This window comes from Streptomyces sp. AC602_WCS936 (assembly GCF_019049125.1).
Taxonomy (GTDB): Bacteria; Actinomycetota; Actinomycetes; order Streptomycetales; family Streptomycetaceae; genus Streptomyces.
On record NZ_JAGMUF010000001.1, the window covers coordinates 34,080 to 53,311 of the forward strand.

A 19,232-nucleotide genomic window follows, 5' to 3' on the forward strand; every position below is an offset into this window, starting at 1 on the left:
GCCTTGCCTGGAAGGGTGTCCCCACGTCCTCGCAACGTCCTGTCGGCCGCCCTGATCGTCCTCGCCTGCCTGCTCGCACCGTGCGGCACGCTGGCCGGCTGGGCGGTGTACGGGCTGGCCGACACCGGACGGTACGTCGACGTCATGGCGCCGCTCGCCGGTGATCCGGACGTGCGGGACGCGGTCGCCGACGCCGTGGGGGACGGCGTCGCGGGCGAGGTCGCGGCGGCCGGCCCGCTGCACGGCGCCGTGCGGGACTTCGTGCAGGACGCGGCACGGTCGTTCACGCTGACCGACGCCTTCCGCGACGGCTGGAACGAGGCCAACCGGACCGTGCACGAGGCCGTCCTGCGCGCCCTGCGGGACGACCGGACGGCGGGACGGCCGGTCACCGTCGACCTGGCCCCCGTCACCGCCCGCGTCAGGGACCGGCTCACCGAGGACAACGTGCCCTTCGCGCGGCGCATCCCGGTCCGCAGCACCGAGGTCACCGTGCTCCCGGCCCACGAGGCGGACCGGCTCAGGAAGGGCTACCACGTGCTGGACGTCGCCGCCTTCTGGCTGCCGCTGGCGGCCGTCGTCTTCGCGCTCACCGGCATCGCCGTCGCCGCGTGCCGCCGCCGCGCGGTCACGGCCGCCGGGATCGGCACCGCGCTCGGCGGTGCGCTGCTCGCCCTCGCCGTCGTGATCGGCCGCCGGGTCACCCTCGCCGGACTGCCCGGCGCGGTGGACGGCCCGGCCGCGGGCGTCGTCTACGACGCCCTCACCGAGACCCTGCGCACCGCCGCCTGGCTGCTGGTCGGCCTCGGCCTCACGGTCGCCCTCGCCTCCTGGCTCACCGGCCGGTACGGACACCTGCTGCGCCGCCGCCGGGCACCCGCGGGCACCCCCGTCGACCCCGCGCCGTCCCGGCCGCCCCGCGCCCGCCTCTGAACCGCGGGGTGCGCAACTTTCCGCCCGCGGTTCCCGTCTTTGAGGGAGGATTCGGGCATCGCACGAAGCGCACGGGCAGGCACCGCACCCGCGAGTGAAGGGCCGGGACTTGGACACCGACACGGCGACCGGCGAGTGGACGGACGCACGCGAGGGGCCGGCGGCCCGCCGCACCGGGGGACGGCGGTTCGGGGCCTGGTGCGCGGGGTTGCTGTTCGCCGCCGTGAGCGTGGTCGTCGGCTGCCGCGTCGCCGACACCGACGGCGTCACCCCCGTACCTCAGCTGCTCGCCTTCCTGCCCTGGCTGCTCGTGCCGACCGGCGCCGGACTGCTGCTGACGCTGCTCGCCCGGTGGTGGACCGGCGCGGTGTGGGGGGTGGCGCTGCTCGGACTGCTGGCGTGGTTCATCGAGCCGTACGGCAAGAGTGCCGAGCCCACCGGCCCACCGGTCGCCGAGATACGAGTGCTGACGTCCAACGTCGAGTTCGGCCAGGGCACCGACGCGCTGATCTCCGCCGTACGGCGCGAGAAGCCCGACCTCGTGTTCGTACAGGAGTGCGAGTACACGTGCGACGCGGCGCTGCGGCGCGAACTCGCCGCCGACTACCCCCACCGGCAGGCCGTGGCGGGCGGCGGCTCCGAGGGCTCGGTCATCCTGAGCGCCTTCCCGCTCGAAGCGACGCCCGGCGTCCCCGGCACCATGGGCATGCCCGGCGCCGTCGCCGACGTGCGCGGCCACGCCGTACGGCTCCAGCTCGCCCACCCGATGCCGCCGCTGCCGGACCAGGTGGGGCTGTGGCGCGAGGAGCTGGACGCGCTGCGCGACGCCGTCGCCGGGGACGACGGCACGCCCACCGTCCTCGCCGGCGACTTCAACGCCTCCCAGGACCACGCCGCCTTCCGCCGCATCCTCGACACGGGGCTGAGCGACGCGGCCCGGCTGGCCGGGGCCGACCGTACGGTCACCTGGCCGGCCCGGACCGCGCCGGCGTTCGGCGTGCAGATCGACCACGTCCTGGTCTCGGAGGAGTTCGCCGCGCACCGCGCCCGGTTCCTGGACCTGGCCGACACCGACCACCGGGCGCTGGTCGTCGACCTGACGCTGCACGGGGCCGGCTGACAGGCACCGGCCCCGTACGCCCGGTCGGGCTCGGTCGGACTCAGACTCCGATGTCGCGGCCGTCCTCGCGCCACACCGCCACGACCGCCGGGCGCACGTACGTGCCGGGACCGTCGGGCCAGGTGCTGGCCGGCTCCGCCACGGAGGCGCCGTCGACCTCGCCCGGGTGCTGTACGGCGACCAGCACGCGCCGGTCCTGGATCAGCGGGCCGCAGGTCTCCGCCCCGGTCGGCACGGTCAGGAACTGCTTCAGCTCACCGCGCCGGTCGCCCCTGGTCGCCACGCCGAAGAGGCCGTCGTGGCTGCCGAGCGCGTTGCCGTCGGTGGACAGCCACAGGTTGCCGTGGTCGTCGAAGGCGACGTTGTCGGGGCAGGAGATCGGGCTGACCCGGTCCTTGGGGAAGCCCGCGAAGTAGGTCGCCGGGTCCTCCGGGTCGCCCGCGACGAGGAACAGCGACCAGGCGAAGCGGGTGGCGTCGGCCCGGTTCCAGCGCTCGGTCAGCTCCAGCACGTGCCCGTGCTTGTTGCTGCCCCGCGGGTTGGCCTCGTCGGGGCCGGCGTAACCGGCCTTGCCCCGGTTGGAGTTGTTGGTGAGCGCGACGTAGACCTTGCCGGTCTTCGGCGACGGCTCGATGTCCTCGGGCCGGTCCATCTTCGTGGCCCCGACCTTGTCACCGGCGAGCCGCGTGAACACGCACACTTCCTCGGCGGTCATGCCCTCGACGTGCGAGACGGCACCGTCCTCGGAGGCGGTGACCAGCGGAATCCAGGTGCCGCTGCCGTCGAACTCGCCGTCGCGCGGCAGCGTCCCCGTGCCGTCGATCTCCATCTCCGGGGAGTCACCGCTCAGCTTGGCGACGTACAGCGTGCCCTCGTCGAGCAGCGACAGGTTGTGCTCGCGCGCCCACCGGGAGTTCCCGTGCCGCATCCGCTTGCTGCCGACGAACTTGTAGAAGTAGTCGAACCGCTCGTCGTCGCCGGTGTAGACGACCGGACGCCCGTCCCAGGTCAGCCGCACGGTCGCCGCCTCGTGCTTGAAGCGGCCGAGCAGCGTGTGCTTGCGCGGGGTGGAGTCGGGGTCGTACGGGTCCAGCTCGACGACGTACCCGAAACGGTGCACCTCGTTGGGCTCCCGGGCGACGTCGAACCGCTTGTCGAACCGCTCCCACTTGCGCTCGGTGGCGCCGGTGCCGATCCCGTACCGCTTGTCCGTCGCACTGCCGCCGTTCGCGAAGTACTGGTTGAAGTTCTCCTCGCCGTGCAGCGTGGTGCCCCACGGGGTGGTGCCGCCGGAGCAGTTGTTGAGGGTGCCGAGGACCTTGCGGCCGGTGCGGTCGGCAGAGGTTTTGACCAGATCCGACCCGGCGGCCGGTCCGGTCAGTCGAAACTCGGTGGTGGCGGTGACCCGCCGGTTCAGCCGGTGCCGCGTGACGGGCGTCAGCTTCCCGCTCCGGCGCTCCTCCTCCACGACCACGGCGGACAGGCCGTGCGCGGCCCAGGCGATCTCGACCTGCTCGCGGGTCGGGTTCTCGGGGTCGTAGTCGCGGAACATGAGCACCTCGTCGGTGTACTCGTGGTTGGCGACGAGGACCTGGCGGCCGTGCTCACCGCGCAGCGGCAGCAGCGCGAGGAAGTCGTTGTTGTACCCGAACTGCCCGGCCTGCGCCTTCGCGCTCTGCCTCTCCGGGTCGAAGGCGGGCGCCCCGCGCAGGATCGGCTCGCCCCAGCGGATCACGACGTCCTGCCGGTACCCCTCAGGGACGGTCACCACGTCATCGGTGTTGGGCGCGACGGCCGCGAACCGCAGCCCACGCGCACCATCCGTTTTCGACGGTTTCCCATGCCCATGTCCATGCCCGTGGCCGTGCCCGTGCCCCTTCCCGGCCGCCGGCGCGGCCTGCGCCGACGGTGCCCCGGCCACCCCCACGGCCCCGGCACCCGCCGCGGCCACGGTGACGACGGCGGCGGCACGCATCATGGAACGGCGGCTGAGGGCGCCGGCGATGACGTCGCCGACGTACTCGTTCGAGCTGGTGTTGGGCACCTCGTGGAAGCAGGCGTCACCACACCGGAAACGGCAGGTCATGGCGGACCGGCCGCCGGGGTGCGAACCGGACGGCGTAGCGATCAACGGCAGCAGCTTGCGCACGTGTTCTCCCTTGAGAAGCCCTTGGATGCCCTTGGTGTCAGCGCGACCGTAGGTGCACATACGTGCGGGAGACGGGCGCCGCGGTGAACGACGGGTGAACCCGCGGAAGCCGGAGAGGAATTGCCTCGGCGTCTCGATCCCGCCTTGACGCGCCCGCCCTTTCGTGGCAGACCCTGCACAAGATCACAAACCGGGGCCGCTAACCTTACGTGTCCGTCCTGGCCAGGGATCGACGGGGATCAACTCACGCGAAGGGTTGCGCACATGGGCATTCTCACTCTCCTGCGGAACGCGTTCGGCCGCTCACGCAAAGAACGAGCCGCCCAGGCGGAGGGTGCGGTGCAGGAGACGGCACCGCCGGCGCCGCAGCTCCCGTCCCAGCCCACGGCACCCGCGGAGCCGGCCGCCTACCCGGAGACCGTCCAGCTCCCCGAGCCCCGCCCGGAACCGGCCGCCCCCGACGAACACGAACTCGTCAAGGCCGCGTTCGCCAACATCACGGTCCCGAAACCGACGGAGTCCCCGGACCCGGGACCGACCGCGTCCGCGAACCCGGAAGCCGAGGCAAAGCCGGCTCCGGAGCCGGGAGCAACGCCCGAGTCCGACCCCGATCCGGAACCGGACACCAAGGCAGCAACCCAACCGAACACCGAAGCGAAGCCGGACGCCGAGGCGAAGCGGGAACCGAAGGCGAAGCCGGAGGCTGAGGCAGAGTCCGTGACTCAGACCAAGGCTGAGGCCGAGCCTGTGGCGAAGCCGGAGCCCGAGGCCGAGCCTGTGGCGAAGCCGGAGGCCGAGGCCCAGGCGAAGCCGGAGGCTCAGACTCCCGAGGCTGCGGCAGAACCCGACGCGAAGCCGGAGCCCGAGGCGAAGCCGGAGGCTCAGGCGAAGCCGGAGGCTCAGGCAGAACCCGACGCGAAGCCAGTGGCCGTCGCAAAACCAGAGACTGAGGCGGAGCCCGACGCGAAGCCGGAGGCTGAGGCCGAGCCCGTGGCTCAGGCAGAGGGCCAGGCGGAGCCGGAGGCCGAGGCGGAGGCTTCTCCAGTCCCCGCCCCCGCAACCACCCCCACCCCCGAACCCGCAGCCGCAGCCGCAGCCGCAGCCGCCGACGGCGAGCAGCCCCCGCAGGGGCCACCCGCACCCGACAACGAAAGCCGCACGGGTGGTGCGGGTGGGAACACGAGGGCCGAAGGCGCAGCCGAGGCCCCGAAACCCGCGACACCCCCCACCCGCATCCGCTCCCGCGCCCCCGGCCTCACCACCGCCTACAAGGCCGCCGCCACCACCCTCAAGAAGCACGGCCTCACCGGCACCCGAGCCAAGGTCCACCTCGTCCTCGACCGCTCCGCCTCCATGCGCCCGTACTACAAGGACGGCTCCGCCCAGGCCCTCGCCGAGCAGACCCTCGCCCTCGCCGCCCACCTCGACCCCGAGGCCACCGTCCACGTCACGTTCTTCTCCACGGAAGTGGACGGCACCGGCGACCTCACCCTCACCGACCACGAGAACAAGATCGACGAGCTGCACGCAGCGCTCGGCCGCATGGGCCGCACCAGCTACCACACCGCCGTCGAGGCCGTCCTCGCCCACCACGCCAAGGAAGAGCCCCCCGGCACCCCCGCCCTGGTGGTCTTCCAGACCGACGGCGCCCCGGACGCCAAGACCCCGGCCACCCAGTCCCTCACGGACGCGGCCGCGAACCACCCGAACGTCCACTTCTCCTTCGTCGCCTTCGGTGACCCGGAGAACAAGGCCTTCGACTACCTCCGCAAGCTCAGGACGGGCAACACCTCTCACTTCCTGGCCGGCGAGACCCCCAAGGAGCTCACCGACAAGGAGCTCTACGAGGGCGTACTGGCCACCTGGCGCCCGTAGGGGTACGACGGCGGACAGGGAGGCCCGCCCCGCCGCCCCCTGTCCGCCCCCCGAAACGCGTGTGAGCCGACCTCCACCGGACCAGTAGGATTTCGCCCATGGCGGCCACTGGAACCGAGAAGCAGGGGGCGAAGGCGTACTACGTCTCGACCCCCATCTACTACGTGAACGACGCTCCTCACCTGGGCCACGCCTATACGACCGTCGCAGGCGACGTGCTCACCCGCTGGCACCGCCAGCGTGGCGAGAAGGTGTGGTACCTCACCGGCACGGACGAGCACGGTCAGAAGATCATGCGCACGGCCGAGGCGAACGGGGTCACCCCGCAGGCCTGGGCCGACAAGCTCGTCACGGAGTCGTGGAAGCCCCTGTGGGAGCACCTCGACATCGCGAACGACGACTTCATCCGCACCACGCAGAAGCGGCACACCGACCGCGTCCAGGAGTTCGTGCAGGACCTGTACGACAAGGGCGAGATCTACAAGGGCGGCTACGAGGGCCCGTACTGCGTGGGCTGCGAGGAGTACAAGCTCCCCGGCGAGCTGCTCGACGGCGAGGGCGAGTACGCGGGCCAGAAGCTGTGCCCGATCCACAAGAAGCCGGTGGAGATCCTCAGCGAGGAGAACTACTTCTTCAAGCTCAGCGAGTACAGCGAGAAGCTGCTCGCGCACTACGAGGCCAACCCGGGCTTCATCCAGCCGGAGTCCGCGCGCAACGAGGTCGTGAATTTCGTCCGCCAGGGCCTCCAGGACCTCTCCATCTCCCGCTCGACGTTCGACTGGGGCGTGCCGGTCCCGTGGGACGACAAGCACGTGATCTACGTGTGGATCGACGCCCTGCTGAACTACGCCACGGCGGTCGGCTACAACGAGAACCCGGAGAAGTTCGAGTCGACGTTCCCCGCCGACGTGCACCTGGTCGGCAAGGACATCCTCCGCTTCCACGCGATCATCTGGCCGGCGATGCTGATGGCCCAGGGCCTGCCCCTGCCCGGCAAGATCGCCGCGAACGGCTGGCTGATGGTCGGCGGCGAGAAGATGTCGAAGTCCAACCTGACCGGTATCAAGCCGCAGGACCTGACCTCGCACTTCGGCGTGGACGCGTACCGCTGGTACTTCCTGCGCGCGATCGCGTTCGGCCAGGACGGCAGCTTCTCCTGGGAGGACTTCTCCGCCCGCTACACCAGCGAGCTGGCCAACGACTACGGCAACCTCGCCTCCCGCGTGGCGGCCATGGTCAACAAGTACTTCGGTGGCGAACTGCCGGCCGCGACGGCCGACGGGGACGCGGAGAAGGCCATCCACGACGGCCTGACCAAGGCGGTCGCGGAGGCCGACCGGAAGATCGGTGAGGAGCTGGACTTCCAGGGCGGCATCCTGGCGGTCTTCGACTTCGTCAAGCAGGTCAACGGCTACATCACCGAGCAGGAGCCCTGGAAGGTCGCCAAGGACGACTCGCCGGAGGGCAGGGCCCGCCTGGCGACGATCCTCTACACGGCCGCGGAGTCCCTCCGCGCGGTGGCGGTCCTCCTCAACCCGATCATGCCGGACACGTCCCAGAAGCTCTGGGACTCCCTCGGCGCCGAGGCCTCCCTGGGCGCCCTCGCGGACCAGAAGGTCCAGGACGCGGCGGACTGGGGCCGGCTGCCGGCCGGTTCGACGGTCACCAAGGGCGCGGTGCTGTTCCCGCGTCTCGAGGAGAAGCCGACCGCGTAACGCGCTCGCTACAGCACGGGCCCGGGAGAGGGCAGACCTTCTCCCGGGCCTTGCTCATTTGCGAGGATCGGACGCGAAACCGGCACACATGGGGGGATCGTCCATGGCACTCTTCGGCAACGCGCACACCGTCAACCCGGCCAAGGCTCAGCAGGACTACGCCCGGCTCCTGGGCCACGGCGAGCAGATCCACGCCGCCTACCTGCTGATCCGCGACACCATCCTGTTCACCGACCGGCGCCTCATCCTGGTCGACAAGCAGGGCATCACCGGCAAGAAGACCGAGTACCACTCGATCCCGTACCGCAGCATCACGCACTTCTCGGTCGAGACGGCCGGCCACTTCGACCTCGACGCCGAACTGAAGATCTGGCTCTCCGGCACCCCTGCCCCGATCGAGAAGACCTTCACCAAGGGCGTCGACATCTACGAGGTCCAGGCGATCCTGACCCAGTTCGTGGCGCGCTGACGCGAGTACCAGGTCCGGAGCGAACGTTTCTCTCTCACTCGAACGAGTGGCTGCATCGGCATATGCCGGGCGACCCTGCCTCGCGTGCTCTTCATTGGTTCTCATGGTCACATCGACACACGAGGCCTCTCACCGGCTCTTCCAAGAGCATCCGGAAGCCCTCGCGCCCGTCTTCGAGGCACTGGGGCTGCCGCCGCCCTCGAAAGAGAACTTCGACGAGCTCTCCCCCGACGCCACCGAAATCCGGCCCATGGAGCGCCGCGTGGACACGGTGCTCAGGTTCGCGCCCGACATGGGGGAGAACTTCCTGCTCGCCGTCGAGTCCCAGACCAAGAAGGACCCCGACAAAGCGAGAAGCTGGTCGTACTACGTCGCATACTTGTGCGCGAAATACGACCTGCCGGTCGTGCTGGTGGCGGTCTGCCGGGACCGTGCCACAGCAGAGTGGGGCCATGGGCCCCTTCGAATGCGCCGTGGCCTCCTGGCCGACCCAGACCACCCGGCCGATCGTCCTGGGGCCCCAGACCGTCCCCGAGGTGACCGACGAGGCTACGGTGGCCCGGCGCCCGGCATTGGCGGTGCTCTCCGCCATCGTCCACAGCGAGAGCCGCCGTGCGCCCGCCATACTGGAAGCCGTTGCCCGCGGGCTGCTGTCCTTCGAGCCGGACATCACGAAGTACTGGTTCGAATTGGTGGAAGTCGGTCTGGAATCCACTCCGACCAGGGAGAACTGGAGAAAGCTGATGCAAAAGGTTGTCACCCACTTCCCGGGACACAGGACGCTGTTCGAGGAGAAGTACCTTGAGGGAAAGGCCGAGGGCGAAGCCCGTGGCGAGGCCCGCGGCGAGGCCCGCGGCGTGCTTCGGGTGCTGGAGGTGCGCGACCTGGTGATCACCGACGCCGTCCGCGAGCGGATCGTCACGTGCTCCGACCTCACCGTCCTCAACGACTGGCTCGACCGCGCCGGCACGGTGGAGCGGGCGGAGGACCTGTTCACACCGGGCACCGACCCGGCGGCACCGGCGAAGGACGCTTCGTGAACCGAGACCTCAGCAGCGACTGCCTGAACCCGGAGCTGCGGGAGAAACTGAGCGGTCGAGCCATGGTCACGGCCTTCTGCATGGCCCTCGGCGTGCCCCCGCAGGCAGCGCTCGACGACGAGAACGCCCACCTGACCGAGATCAGCCGCCGTGATTCCCTGGCCCTGGAGGAGGTCACCCACCTTCGCGCGCGAGCGGGCGACTGGAACGAGGAGTACGCGCAGGCGTGGGCCGACGGCTTGGCCGAGGGGCATGCGATCGCCGTGCTCAGGATTCTGCAGGGACGAGGTGTCCTCGTCACCGGTGACATCTGGGAACGCGTCAGCAACTGCTCCGACCTTCGTGTCCTCACCCGATGGCTGAGTCGTTCGTACTCCGTCACACGGGCCCAGGACCTGTTCGGCACCGGCCCCGAGTCACCTCGGGTCCCGGGCCGCTGAACCGAAGCACCGCACACGACGAGGGGCCTGGAAGCCAGGGAGATCGATCCGCTGCCGGGCCCCTGTCCGCGCCGATGGCACGCCCGTCGCCCGGTCACAACCAGGCTCGGGACATGCGCAGTCAAGAGGTCAGCTGCCCGAAACGTGCGCCACGAAGTCGGCCCACACCTCCGGCGCGAGGGCGAGGCGAGGGCTGGCGTTCCGGTGCTTGGAGTCGCGGACGTGGACGGTGCCGGGGGTGGCGGCGACCTCGACGCAGGAGTCGCCGTCGGGGCCGTCGCTGTAGCTGCTCTTGAACCACGCCAACTCGGAGGTGTCCCTGGCGGTGGACTTGCGGATCATGTTTCTCCCAGCAGTTGCTCGATGAACGCCAGAGACTCCCCTGGTGGGAGAGCCTGGGCCCGGATGGTGCCATACCGCAGTTCAAGGATGCGAAGCTGCCTCGGATCGTGCGTCGGGCGGCCATTGAACGCCCCGTCGGAGCGCCCGACCACCGTGCCGTCCTCGAACTTCAGCACTTCGATCCTGCCGCTCATGCCGGGGTGTGGTCCACTGCCCATCGGCATGACCTGGAGAGTGACGCTGTTCATCTGCCCCACCTCCAGCAAACGTTCGAACTGCTGTTGCCGCACCATTGTGCCCCCGACCCTGCGGCGAAGCGTCGCCTCTTCCAAGACGAAGCCCAGCGCGGGTGCGGGACACCGGTCATAGATGGCTCGGCGAGCCATACGAGCGGCCACCCGGCGCTCCAAGTCCTCCGGGGAATAGGCCGGCTGCCACGACTCCAGAAGGGCACGGGCGTGCTCGGGAGTCTGCAACAGCCCGGGGATGCTGCTGCACACATAGATCCCGATCTCGACCGCCTTGGCCTCCATCTGCGCCAGATCCCGCACCTTCTTCGGATACCGGACCTTCGCCACGTCCTCCTTCATCGCGGCGATCAGCCCACCCGCCTCCAACACCTCGTCGGCCATGTCCAGATACTCCGGCCGGGGAATCCGCTTCCCGCCCTCGATCTTGTAGACGAGGTCCTCGCCGTACCCCACCGCCTCGCCGAACTCTCCGGCCCGCATCCCCACGGCCTCCCGGCGCAGCTTCAACTGCCGCCCCACGGTGGCGACCACCGCCACGCCCCACTCGTCGTCCGGGTCCACCTCCCACCCGGGCTCGTCAGCCTCGGTCCTGAGTTGCCGAACCTCACCGTCCACCGACATGCGCGCGCCCCTCCGTCGTACCGCCTGGTGCCAGCCACGCCCTACCCGTACGTCCCGCCCTGACAAGCCCGGACAACACCGGACAACCGCCGGACACTGACCGGGGACAACGACCGGAACGCGACAAGTCGAACTCCGGTCGCACCTGCGCCCCCTATGAACTACTCACTGGGAGGAAATCACCCCACCAAGCCCCTCCCCTCCCTCCCGCCGGGCACAGTCACTCCCGCGAGTGAATATGCCAACTTGGCTGGATTCGGGGCCGGTTGTCTGCCATACGCTCAGCGGCGACCCGACCACCAGACACAGGTCGGCCCCCGCCGGGAGTGGCTTCCCAATGCGAGGGCCTGACCACCAAGGAAGGACCAGAACTCCTCCCCGATGGATGCACAGCACCCTAACGCGCCCGTACTCACCACGTCCCGAACCCCGGACGAAGACCACCCCCACGAGCAGTCGCTCGCGGGCGTCGTGCACGACAACGTCCGCCACACCGAGAGCTTCACGGTGGTCGGCAACCACCTCGTCCAGCACAAGGACCTGTCCCTGCTCGCCATCGGGCTCGCGTGCTACATCCAGTCCGTGCGACAGGGCACCTCCGTCGACATCAAGACCCTCGCCGCCCGCTTCCCCGAGGGCCCCACCCGCATCGCCGCCGGGCTGCGCGAGCTGGAGAAGTTCGGCTACCTCCAGCGCACGTGTACGCGCACGTCCACCGGCCGGATCGTCACCCGCACGGTCTCCTGCAACAGGCCCGGACACAGCCGCAGCGGCGCCGCACGGGAGACGGCACCCCGTCGCCCCGCCCGGCGCGCGGCCCAGGAGAAGCCACCGTCGCGCAAGCGCCTTCCCGCCGTGCCCCAGCCGTCGTATCCCGCCCCCGCGCTCCTCCAGGCGGCCGTCGACGTCCTCACCGGCCTGCGCCGCCGCGACCCCCGTCTCCTTCTCTCCGCCACCGACGCCGAGCACCTCGCCCCGGGCGTCGCCGCCTGGCTGGAACGCGAGGTCGGCCCCACCGCCGTACGCCACGCCCTGACCTAGAACCTGCCCGACGAGCCGCTGATCCGGCCCGCCGCCTTCCTCGCCCACCGCCTGGCCGCCCAGTTGCCGCCGCCACCGCCGCTGCGGCCACCGGTCCCGTCGGTCGCCGCCGAGTCCCGGCACCCACTCCAGACCTGCGACGGCTGCGACCGCGCCTTCCGGGCCCCGGGCCCCGGCCGCTGCCGCGACTGCCGAACCGATCACCTGAAGGGCGCCTAGCATGAACTCGACGATCCTTGCCCGAGCCCGTGGGCACACCCGACGAGGAGCGAGCGCCATGACCATCGCACCCGGCAACGCACAGCAGGGCGCCTCCCACCCCTACCGGGCCATGCGCGACTTTGTTCAGTCCTCGGACGACACGCTGCCCGGCAAGTTCGAGATCACCAAGGAAGGGATCGTCCACGACATGATGTCGCCCAGCGGTCGGCACGAGCTGACCACACTGCGGCTCCGGAAGCGCCTGGAAAAGGTGATGCCGGAAGAGATCGTGGCGCACACCGGTGAGCCGGACGTGGAGGACGAGCCCGAAGGCGTCATGCGGCGGCCCGATCTTATGGTGATCGCCGAGGAGGACATGGACATCGAGGGGTCGTTCGACCCTCGGTCGCTCATCGCTGCCGTCGAGGTCGTCTCCCGCTCCAACCCGGGCAACGACTGGGTGGGCAAAGTGCGCGACTACCCCCTGCTCGGCATCCCCGTCTACGCGGTCTTCGACCCCCGCACGGGCACCGGCGCCGTCCTCACCGACATCCACACCACCCCGGACGGCCCCCGCTACGCCACCCGCAAGGACTTCGTCTACGGCGAGGACGTCACCATCGCCGACTGGACCATCTCGACCCAGAATCTGCCGCTCTACCAGAGCGAGGACCAGGTGTGACGACAGCGAAGGGCTCGGAACCGCTCTACGGTTCCGAGCCCTTCGCCGCGGTACTGCCGCTGCGGGTTACTTCGGCTGCGGCTTGCGCACCGAAAGGTGCAGTTCCCTCAGCCGGGTCTCGTCCAGCTCGGTCGGCGCGCCCATCATCAGGTCCTGGGCGTTGCCGTTGAGCGGGAAGGCGATGGTCTCGCGGATGTTGGGCTCGTCGGCCAGCAGCATGACGATGCGGTCGACGCCCGGGGCGATGCCACCGTGCGGCGGGGCACCGAAGCGCAGGGCGCGCAGCATGCCGGCGAACTCGCTCTCGACGGTCTCCGCGTCGTAGCCCGCGATCCCGAAGGCCTTGAGCATGATGTCCGGCTCGTGGTTCCGGATGGCGCCGGAGGACAGCTCGACGCCGTTGCAGACGATGTCGTACTGCCAGGCGAGAATGTCCAGCGGGTCCTGGTTCTCCAGGGCGTCCATGCCGCCCTGCGGCATCGAGAAGGGGTTGTGGGAGAAGTCGATCTTCCCGGTCTCCTCGTCCTTCTCGTACATCGGGAAGTCGACGATCCAGCAGAACCGGAAGACGTTCTCCTCGAAGTGCCCGGCGCGCTGGGCGGCCTCGACCCGCACCGCGCCCATGATCTTCGAGACCTCGTCGAACTCGCCCGCGCCGAAGAACACCGCGTGGCCCGCCGACAGCGACAGGCGCTTCGTCAGCTCCGCGACGTTCTCCTCGGTGAGGAACTTCGCGATCGGGCCGGACAGCGTGCCGTCCTCGCCCACGCGGACCCAGGCCAGGCCCTTGGCGCCCTGCGAGACGGCGTAGTCGCCGAGCTGGTCGAAGAACTTGCGGGGCTGGGCGGAGACGTCCGGTACCGGCAGCGCGCGCACGTGCTTGCCGACGAAGGCCTTGAACTCCGAGCCCTCGAAGATGTCGGTGATGTCGACGAGCTCCAGCTTGGCGCGCAGGTCCGGCTTGTCGGAGCCGTACTTCAGCATCGCCTCGCGGAACGGGATGCGCGGGAAGGGGGAGGTGACCTCACGGCCGCCGCCGAACTCCGTGAACAGCTCGGTCATCAGCTGCTCGATCGGGCGGAAGACGTCCTCCTGCTCGACGAAGCTCATCTCGACGTCGAGCTGGTAGAACTCGCCCGGCGAGCGGTCGGCGCGGGCGTCCTCGTCGCGGAAGCAGGGCGCGATCTGGAAGTACCGGTCGAAGCCGGAGATCATCAGCAGCTGCTTGAACTGCTGCGGCGCCTGCGGGAGGGCGTAGAACCGGCCCGCGTGCAGGCGGGAGGGGACCACGAAGTCGCGGGCGCCCTCGGGGGACGTCGCGGTGAGGATGGGCGTCGCCATCTCGTTGAAGCCGAGGGTCACCATCTTGTGCCGGATGGCGGAGATGACCGCCGTGCGCAGCATGATGTTGCGGTGCATGCGCTCGCGGCGCAGGTCCAGGAAGCGGTACTCCAGGCGCCGCTCCTCGTTGACCCCGTCCTCGGTGTTGATGGTGAAGGGCAGCGGCTGGGCGGCGCCGAGCAGCTCGACCTCACCCACCTCGACCTCGACCTCACCGGTCGGCAGGTCGGGGTTGATGTTGTCGGCGCCCCGGGAGACGACCTTGCCGTCGACCCGAACGGTCGACTCCTTGGTCAGCTTGTCGAGCGCCTCGTACGCCTCCGTGCCCGGCCGGGCGACCAGCTGCGTGATGCCGTAGTGATCGCGCAGATCGATGAAGAGGATGCCGCCCAGGTCGCGCCGATTGTGCAGCCAGCCACTCAGTCGGACGTCGGTGCCGACGTCAGAGGAGCGGAGCTCGCCGCAGGTGTGGGACCTGTACCGATGCATCGTCGTTCATCCAGCCTTCGCGGATCGGGAGTGGTGTTTCACGTGAAACGACCCCAGCGTTGAAACAACCCCAGCGTACCGGGCGGCCACCCCTGCCTTCCTCCCCATTGGCACCGGGCGAGCGGTGGCAGCGTGCGAACACCTCTTCTTAAAGTGGGGCAATGCGCACTGATGAGCCCCTGCCCGAGGTGGGGGACGTCCTTGCCGCTCTCGCGACCGGTCTGTGGCACTGGAACACGGCCACCGGCGAGGTCACGGTCGACGCGGAGGCGGCCCGGCTGCTCGGGCTGCCCGCCGAGTGCGCCCGGCTCACCGAGGCCCAGGTACGGGCGCGGCTGCACCCCGTGGACTGGAACGAGATCACCGGGGTAATCCAGCTCGCCGTCGCCGAGGGCACCCTTGCCGAGGTCCGCATCCGGATCATGGACGAGCGGGGCCACATGGTCCGGGTCGTGCGCAGCCGCTCCAAGCCGGCGTTCGACCCCGTGCACAAGACGTACGAGCTGACCGGCACCCTCCAGGAGGTCGCCGAGCCCACGCCGGGCACACCCGCCGGACGCAGCGCGGTGACCGGCGAGTGGCGCCGCTCGCGCGAGGCGTTCCTGCTGGACGCGGGCCGGGCACTGGCCGAGGCCCGGTCCACGGCCGAGGTGCTGCGGGTCGCGGCGGGCCTGTCGATGCCGGGGTTCTCCCCGGACGGGCTCGCGGTCTTCGGCGTCTCGGGCGACCGTCTGACGGTCATCGGCCACCACGGGCAGCCGCAGAACGACATGAACCCGTTCGTGAACATGCCGCTGGACACGGACTACCCGGCCGCCGAGGTGGTCCGCACCGGCCGCGCCGTCTACCTGTCCTCGCCCGAGCAGTACCGGTCCCGCTACCCCCTGACCTGGCCGCTCGCCGAGCGCTTCGGCCGCCGCTCCTGGGCCTTCCTGCCGCTGACGGTGGCGGGCCGCCCGATGGGCGCGTGGATGGCCGCCTTCGCCTACCCGGTGGCGTTCACACCGGACGAGCGCTCGGTGCTGACGACCGTGGCGCGGATGCTGGCGCAGGCCCTGTCCCGGGCGGGTGCCGCCGAGACCCAGCGGGAACTGACCGACGGACTGCAGCGCAGCATGCTGCCCGTGCTCGGCCCGGAGATCCCGGGCATGGGCCTCGCCGCCCGCTACGTCCCCACCGGCGGCGGCCTCCAGGTCGGCGGCGACTGGTACGACATGATCCCGCTGCCCGCGGGGCGCTTCGCCCTGGTCATCGGCGACGTCCAGGGACACGACGTACGCGCGGCCGGCCTCATGGGCCAGCTGCGCATCGCGCTGCGCGCCTACGCCGCCGAGGGGCACCGTCCCGACGCGGTGCTCGCCCGCGCCTCGCACTTCCTGCACGGCCTCACCTCGTCCGAGGACGACCCCGGCGACACGCGCTTCGCGACCTGCTACTACGCCGAGGTGGACCCGGCGACCGGCACCGTGGAGAGCGCCCGCGCCGGCCATCTCGACCCCGTCGTCCGGATGGCCGACGGAACGGCACTGATCCGCGCCACCGCGGGCGGGCTGCCGCTGGGCATCGACCCGGACTCCGACTACCCGACCACCCGGCTGGCCCTGGAGCCCGGGGACACCCTGATGCTGTGCACGGACGGCCTGGTCGAGACCGGCGGCCACGACCTGCACTCCGGCTGGGACCGCCTCCGCGTCATCCTGGAGCAGCACGACGGCGACCTGGAAGAGCTGGCCGACGCGCTGGTCCAGGCCGTGCACGGGCCCTCCTCGCACCACACCACCGGCCCGCTCGCCGACCGGCGGGAGGACGACATCGCCCTGCTCCTGCTGTGCCGGCAGGGCAAGGGATGCGGCTGCGGCGACAGCCCGGTCATCCGGACGCCGGTGCGCCGCACGATGCTGACGGTCGCCCAGGCCGAGCCGGAGCGGATCGCCACCGCCCGGGAGCACCTGCGCGACCTCCTGCACGACTGGCCCAGCGCGGACCAGCTCGACGCCTCGGTGCTGCTGCTCTCCGAGATGCTGACGAACGTCCTGGTGCACACCGACGCCGACGCCCTGCTGGTCGCCGAGGTCACCGGGCAGCCGGGAGAGCGCCGCATCCGGGTCGAGGTCACCGACAGCGGCGACGACCTGCCGCACAAGCGCCGCCCGGGGGAGATGGCGTCCTCGGGACGCGGCCTGATGCTGGTCGAGATGCTCGCCGACGAGTGGGGCGTCGCCCCGCGCGGCGACGGCAAGAGCATCTGGTACGAGGTCTACGAGTCCACGGACCCGGACGCCGGCCGCGGCGGTGGCGGCCCCGCAGGCGACCCGGACGCCGCGTAACGCCCCTGGAGCTCGTGCACGATCCCGAACGCGGCCGCGGTCAGCGGTACGGCGAGCAGCATCCCCAGGATGCCCGCCACCGACGCCCCCGCGGTGAGCGCCAGCAGCACGATCGCCGGATGCATCTGCACGGTCCGGCTCTGGATCATCGGCTGGAGCACGTGCCCCTCCAGCACCTGCACGGCGAGCACCACTCCGAGGGCCCACAGCGCGATGGCGAACCCCCGGTCGGCCAGCGCGACCAGCACCGCCACCGCACCGGAGATGAAGGCGCCGAGGTAGGGGATGTACGCGCCGACGAAGACCAGCGCGCCGAGCCCGATCGCGCCGGGCACCCGCAGGATCAGCAGGCCCACCGTGATGCAGAAGGCGTCGATCAGGGCGATGAGGGTGGTGCCGCGCATGAAGCCCTCGACGGCCCCGAAGGCCCGCCGGGCCATCGCCTCGACCATGTCGGCCCCGGCGCGCGGGGCGAGGTGGCGCACCGTGGAGACGGCGCGGTCGGAGTCGCGCAGGAAGAAGAAGACGAGCAGCAGGGCGAGCACGGCCATGGCCAGCATCTCGCCGACGACGCTGATCCCGGTGACCACCCCGGAGGCGGCGGTGCCGCCGAACTTGCCCAGCAGCTCGCGCGCGTTGGACGCCATGTCCTCCAGCGAGGTCCCGGCCGCCCCGAAGTGGTCGGCGATGTCCCGCGCCGCGTTCCGCAGCGAGGCGATGATCTGGTCGCCGGTCTCGATGAGCGCGGACACCACGATGTACACGGCCCCGCCGACCACGGCCACGACGGCGACACAGGTGAGCCCGGCCGCCAGCGACCGCTGCACGTGCGCCTTGACCAGCCACCGGTGCAGCGGCCGGAGCAGCGCGGTGCCGAGCAGCGCGAGCAGCGCCGGCGTCACCGCGGTCCGGAACTCGACGCAGAGCCGGATCGCGACGTAGACGACACCGCTGGCGAGGAGGATGACGGCGCACCAGGCGGCGAACCGACGCACCGGGGCGGGAAGCAAGTGCACGCCCCCAGCCGATCACGCACCGGGCGGGCTGTCCTGCGCGGACAGCCCGCCCGGGTGACGGATCACCGGCTCCGAGGGCTGCCCCTCGGCGGGCGTCAGGCCTCCGGGCCCGCCTCCGACATGCCGTGCACGGCCGGGACGGTGCCGAGGCGGCCCTTCTGGAAGTCCTCGAAGGCCTGCATCAGCTCGTCCTTGGTGTTCATGACGAACGGACCGTAGTGGGCCATGGGCTCCCGGATCGGACGGCCGCCCAGCAGCACGACCTCCAGGTCCGGCGTGTGCGAGTCCTGCTGGTCGTCCGCGCGGACGGTAAGCGAGCCTCCGGCGCCGAAGACGGCGGTCTGGCCCAGGTGGACCGGACGCCGCTCGGCGCCCACCGACCCGCGCCCGGCCATGACGTACGCCAGGCCGTTGAAATCCTCCCGCCACGGCAGGGTGACCTCGGCGCCCGGCGCGAGCGTCGCGTGGACCATCGTGATCGGCGTGTGCGTGATGCCGGGGCCCTCGTGGCCGTCCAGCTCGCCGGCGATGACCCGCAGCAGCGCGCCGCCGTCGGGGGAGGTGAGCAGCTGGACGCTGCGACTGCGGATGTCCTGGTAGCGGGGGGCCATCATCTTGTCCTTGGCCGGCAGGTTCACCCACAGCTGGAGCCCGTGGAAGAGCCCGCCGGACATGACCAGCTGCTCCGGCGGCGCCTCGATGTGCAGCAGGCCGGAGCCCGCCGTCATCCACTGGGTGTCGCCGTTGGTGATGGTGCCGCCACCGCCGTTGGAGTCCTGGTGGTCGAAGATCCCGTCGATGATGTACGTGACGGTCTCGAAGCCGCGGTGGGGATGCCACGGGGTCCCCTTCGGCTCCCCAGGCTGATACTCAACCTCACCCATCTGGTCCATCATGATGAACGGGTCGAGGTGGCGGTAGTTGATCCCGGCGAACGCGCGGCGAACCGGGAAGCCCTCGCCCTCGAAACCGCTGGGCGCGGTCGTGACGGTGAGCACGGGACGTGCGACGGCGTCGGCGGACGCGGATACGCGGGGCAGCGTCAACGGGTTCTCGACGGTCACGGCAGGCATGTCGACCTCCTCGGGCGGCGTGCGCCCCACTTTAGTTGAGCATTGAACTTCTTGCCATCCAGAACCGAGAAAGCCCGGAGGGCATTCCCTCCGGGCTCGAGCAGCGA

General features: G+C 70.7%; 15 protein-coding genes and 1 pseudogene. 10 read left to right on the plus strand and 6 right to left on the minus strand.

Annotated features, from left to right (window positions below):
• The first annotated feature begins 15 nt into the window (after window positions 1–15).
• Both KUM03_RS00160 and KUM03_RS00165 read left to right on the plus strand, forming a co-directional pair.
• Window positions 16–933, plus strand: coding sequence for a hypothetical protein (locus KUM03_RS00160; protein ID WP_217244748.1), 918 nt, complete (start codon window positions 16–18; stop codon window positions 931–933).
• 109 nt (window positions 934–1,042) lie between these two features.
• Window positions 1,043–2,053, plus strand: coding sequence for an endonuclease/exonuclease/phosphatase family protein (locus tag KUM03_RS00165; protein ID WP_217244749.1), 1,011 nt, complete (start codon window positions 1,043–1,045; stop codon window positions 2,051–2,053).
• A gap of 40 nt (window positions 2,054–2,093) precedes the next feature.
• On the opposite strand, the gene KUM03_RS00170 is transcribed toward KUM03_RS00165, so the two are convergent.
• On the minus strand, window positions 2,094–4,202 hold the full coding sequence (locus KUM03_RS00170) for a PhoX family phosphatase (RefSeq protein WP_217244750.1): 2,109 nt from the start codon (window positions 4,200–4,202) through the stop codon (window positions 2,094–2,096).
• 264 nt (window positions 4,203–4,466) lie between these two features.
• Here KUM03_RS00170 and KUM03_RS00175 point away from each other — a divergent pair, with 264 nt between their 5' ends.
• The 5 genes from KUM03_RS00175 (at window position 4,467) to KUM03_RS00195 (ending at window position 9,741) form a co-directional block, all read left to right on the plus strand.
• Complete coding sequence (locus KUM03_RS00175) at window positions 4,467–6,077, plus strand: VWA domain-containing protein (protein ID WP_217244751.1); 1,611 nt, start codon at window positions 4,467–4,469, stop codon at window positions 6,075–6,077.
• 98 nt (window positions 6,078–6,175) lie between these two features.
• On the plus strand, window positions 6,176–7,792 hold the full coding sequence (gene metG / locus KUM03_RS00180) for a methionine--tRNA ligase (protein ID WP_217244752.1): 1,617 nt from the start codon (window positions 6,176–6,178) through the stop codon (window positions 7,790–7,792).
• A gap of 103 nt (window positions 7,793–7,895) precedes the next feature.
• Window positions 7,896–8,261, plus strand: a complete 366-nt coding sequence (locus KUM03_RS00185; protein ID WP_073726254.1) for a PH domain-containing protein — start codon at window positions 7,896–7,898, stop codon at window positions 8,259–8,261.
• 536 nt (window positions 8,262–8,797) lie between these two features.
• Complete coding sequence (locus KUM03_RS38970) at window positions 8,798–9,301, plus strand: hypothetical protein (protein ID WP_308406214.1); 504 nt, start codon at window positions 8,798–8,800, stop codon at window positions 9,299–9,301.
• Complete coding sequence (locus KUM03_RS00195) at window positions 9,298–9,741, plus strand: hypothetical protein (protein ID WP_217244753.1); 444 nt, start codon at window positions 9,298–9,300, stop codon at window positions 9,739–9,741. The genes KUM03_RS38970 and KUM03_RS00195 overlap by 4 nt, the downstream gene beginning before the upstream one ends.
• Window positions 9,742–9,870: 129 nt before the next feature.
• Here the strand turns inward: KUM03_RS00195 and KUM03_RS00200 are convergent, their stop codons facing one another.
• Together KUM03_RS00200 and KUM03_RS00205 are read right to left on the minus strand one after the other, a co-directional pair.
• Window positions 9,871–10,083 (minus strand): DUF397 domain-containing protein, encoded by a 213-nt coding sequence (locus tag KUM03_RS00200; RefSeq protein WP_217244754.1) that lies wholly within the window; start codon window positions 10,081–10,083, stop codon window positions 9,871–9,873.
• The gene (locus KUM03_RS00205) at window positions 10,080–10,955 is read right to left on the minus strand and encodes a helix-turn-helix transcriptional regulator (protein ID WP_217244755.1); all 876 of its coding nucleotides are present in this window, start codon (window positions 10,953–10,955) and stop codon (window positions 10,080–10,082) included. The genes KUM03_RS00200 and KUM03_RS00205 overlap by 4 nt, the downstream gene beginning before the upstream one ends.
• A 381-nt stretch (window positions 10,956–11,336) precedes the next feature.
• Between KUM03_RS00205 and KUM03_RS00210 the strand changes: the two are divergent.
• Window positions 11,337–12,215, plus strand: a pseudogene (locus KUM03_RS00210) (helix-turn-helix domain-containing protein).
• A gap of 58 nt (window positions 12,216–12,273) precedes the next feature.
• Window positions 12,274–12,879 (plus strand): Uma2 family endonuclease, encoded by a 606-nt coding sequence (locus KUM03_RS00215; protein WP_217244756.1) that lies wholly within the window; start codon window positions 12,274–12,276, stop codon window positions 12,877–12,879.
• Window positions 12,880–12,945: 66 nt separating this feature from the next.
• On the opposite strand, the gene aspS is transcribed toward KUM03_RS00215, so the two are convergent.
• Entirely contained in the window at window positions 12,946–14,709 is a 1,764-nt protein-coding gene (aspS, locus tag KUM03_RS00220; protein WP_217244757.1) for an aspartate--tRNA ligase, read from the minus strand.
• Window positions 14,710–14,870: 161 nt separating this feature from the next.
• On the opposite strand from aspS, the gene KUM03_RS00225 reads away from it, so the two are divergent.
• Complete coding sequence (locus tag KUM03_RS00225) at window positions 14,871–17,036, plus strand: SpoIIE family protein phosphatase (RefSeq protein WP_217244758.1); 2,166 nt, start codon at window positions 14,871–14,873, stop codon at window positions 17,034–17,036.
• On the opposite strand, the gene KUM03_RS00230 is transcribed toward KUM03_RS00225, so the two are convergent.
• Both KUM03_RS00230 and KUM03_RS00235 read right to left on the minus strand, forming a co-directional pair.
• Complete coding sequence (locus tag KUM03_RS00230; protein ID WP_217244759.1) at window positions 16,967–18,052, minus strand: AI-2E family transporter; 1,086 nt, start codon at window positions 18,050–18,052, stop codon at window positions 16,967–16,969. The two genes, KUM03_RS00225 and KUM03_RS00230, sit on opposite strands and share 70 nt — an antisense overlap.
• A gap of 95 nt (window positions 18,053–18,147) precedes the next feature.
• Window positions 18,148–19,125 carry a pirin family protein gene (locus tag KUM03_RS00235; protein WP_217244760.1) on the minus strand — a complete coding sequence of 326 codons (978 nt, stop codon included), beginning with the start codon at window positions 19,123–19,125 and terminating at the stop codon, window positions 18,148–18,150.
• Window positions 19,126–19,232 lie beyond the last annotated feature (107 nt).

Coding starts and splice junctions, on each gene's coding strand:
- KUM03_RS00175 (WP_217244751.1), top strand. CDS start 4,467: ATGGGCATTCTCACTCTCCTGCGGAACGCGTTCGGCCGCTCACGCAAA.
- metG (WP_217244752.1), top strand. CDS start 6,176: ATGGCGGCCACTGGAACCGAGAAGCAGGGGGCGAAGGCGTACTACGTC.
- KUM03_RS00185 (WP_073726254.1), top strand. CDS start 7,896: ATGGCACTCTTCGGCAACGCGCACACCGTCAACCCGGCCAAGGCTCAG.
- KUM03_RS00200 (WP_217244754.1), bottom strand. CDS start 10,083: ATGATCCGCAAGTCCACCGCCAGGGACACCTCCGAGTTGGCGTGGTTC.
- KUM03_RS00205 (WP_217244755.1), bottom strand. CDS start 10,955: ATGTCGGTGGACGGTGAGGTTCGGCAACTCAGGACCGAGGCTGACGAG.
- KUM03_RS00215 (WP_217244756.1), top strand. CDS start 12,274: ATGACCATCGCACCCGGCAACGCACAGCAGGGCGCCTCCCACCCCTAC.
- aspS (WP_217244757.1), bottom strand. CDS start 14,709: ATGCATCGGTACAGGTCCCACACCTGCGGCGAGCTCCGCTCCTCTGAC.
- KUM03_RS00225 (WP_217244758.1), top strand. CDS start 14,871: ATGCGCACTGATGAGCCCCTGCCCGAGGTGGGGGACGTCCTTGCCGCT.
- KUM03_RS00235 (WP_217244760.1), bottom strand. CDS start 19,125: ATGCCTGCCGTGACCGTCGAGAACCCGTTGACGCTGCCCCGCGTATCC.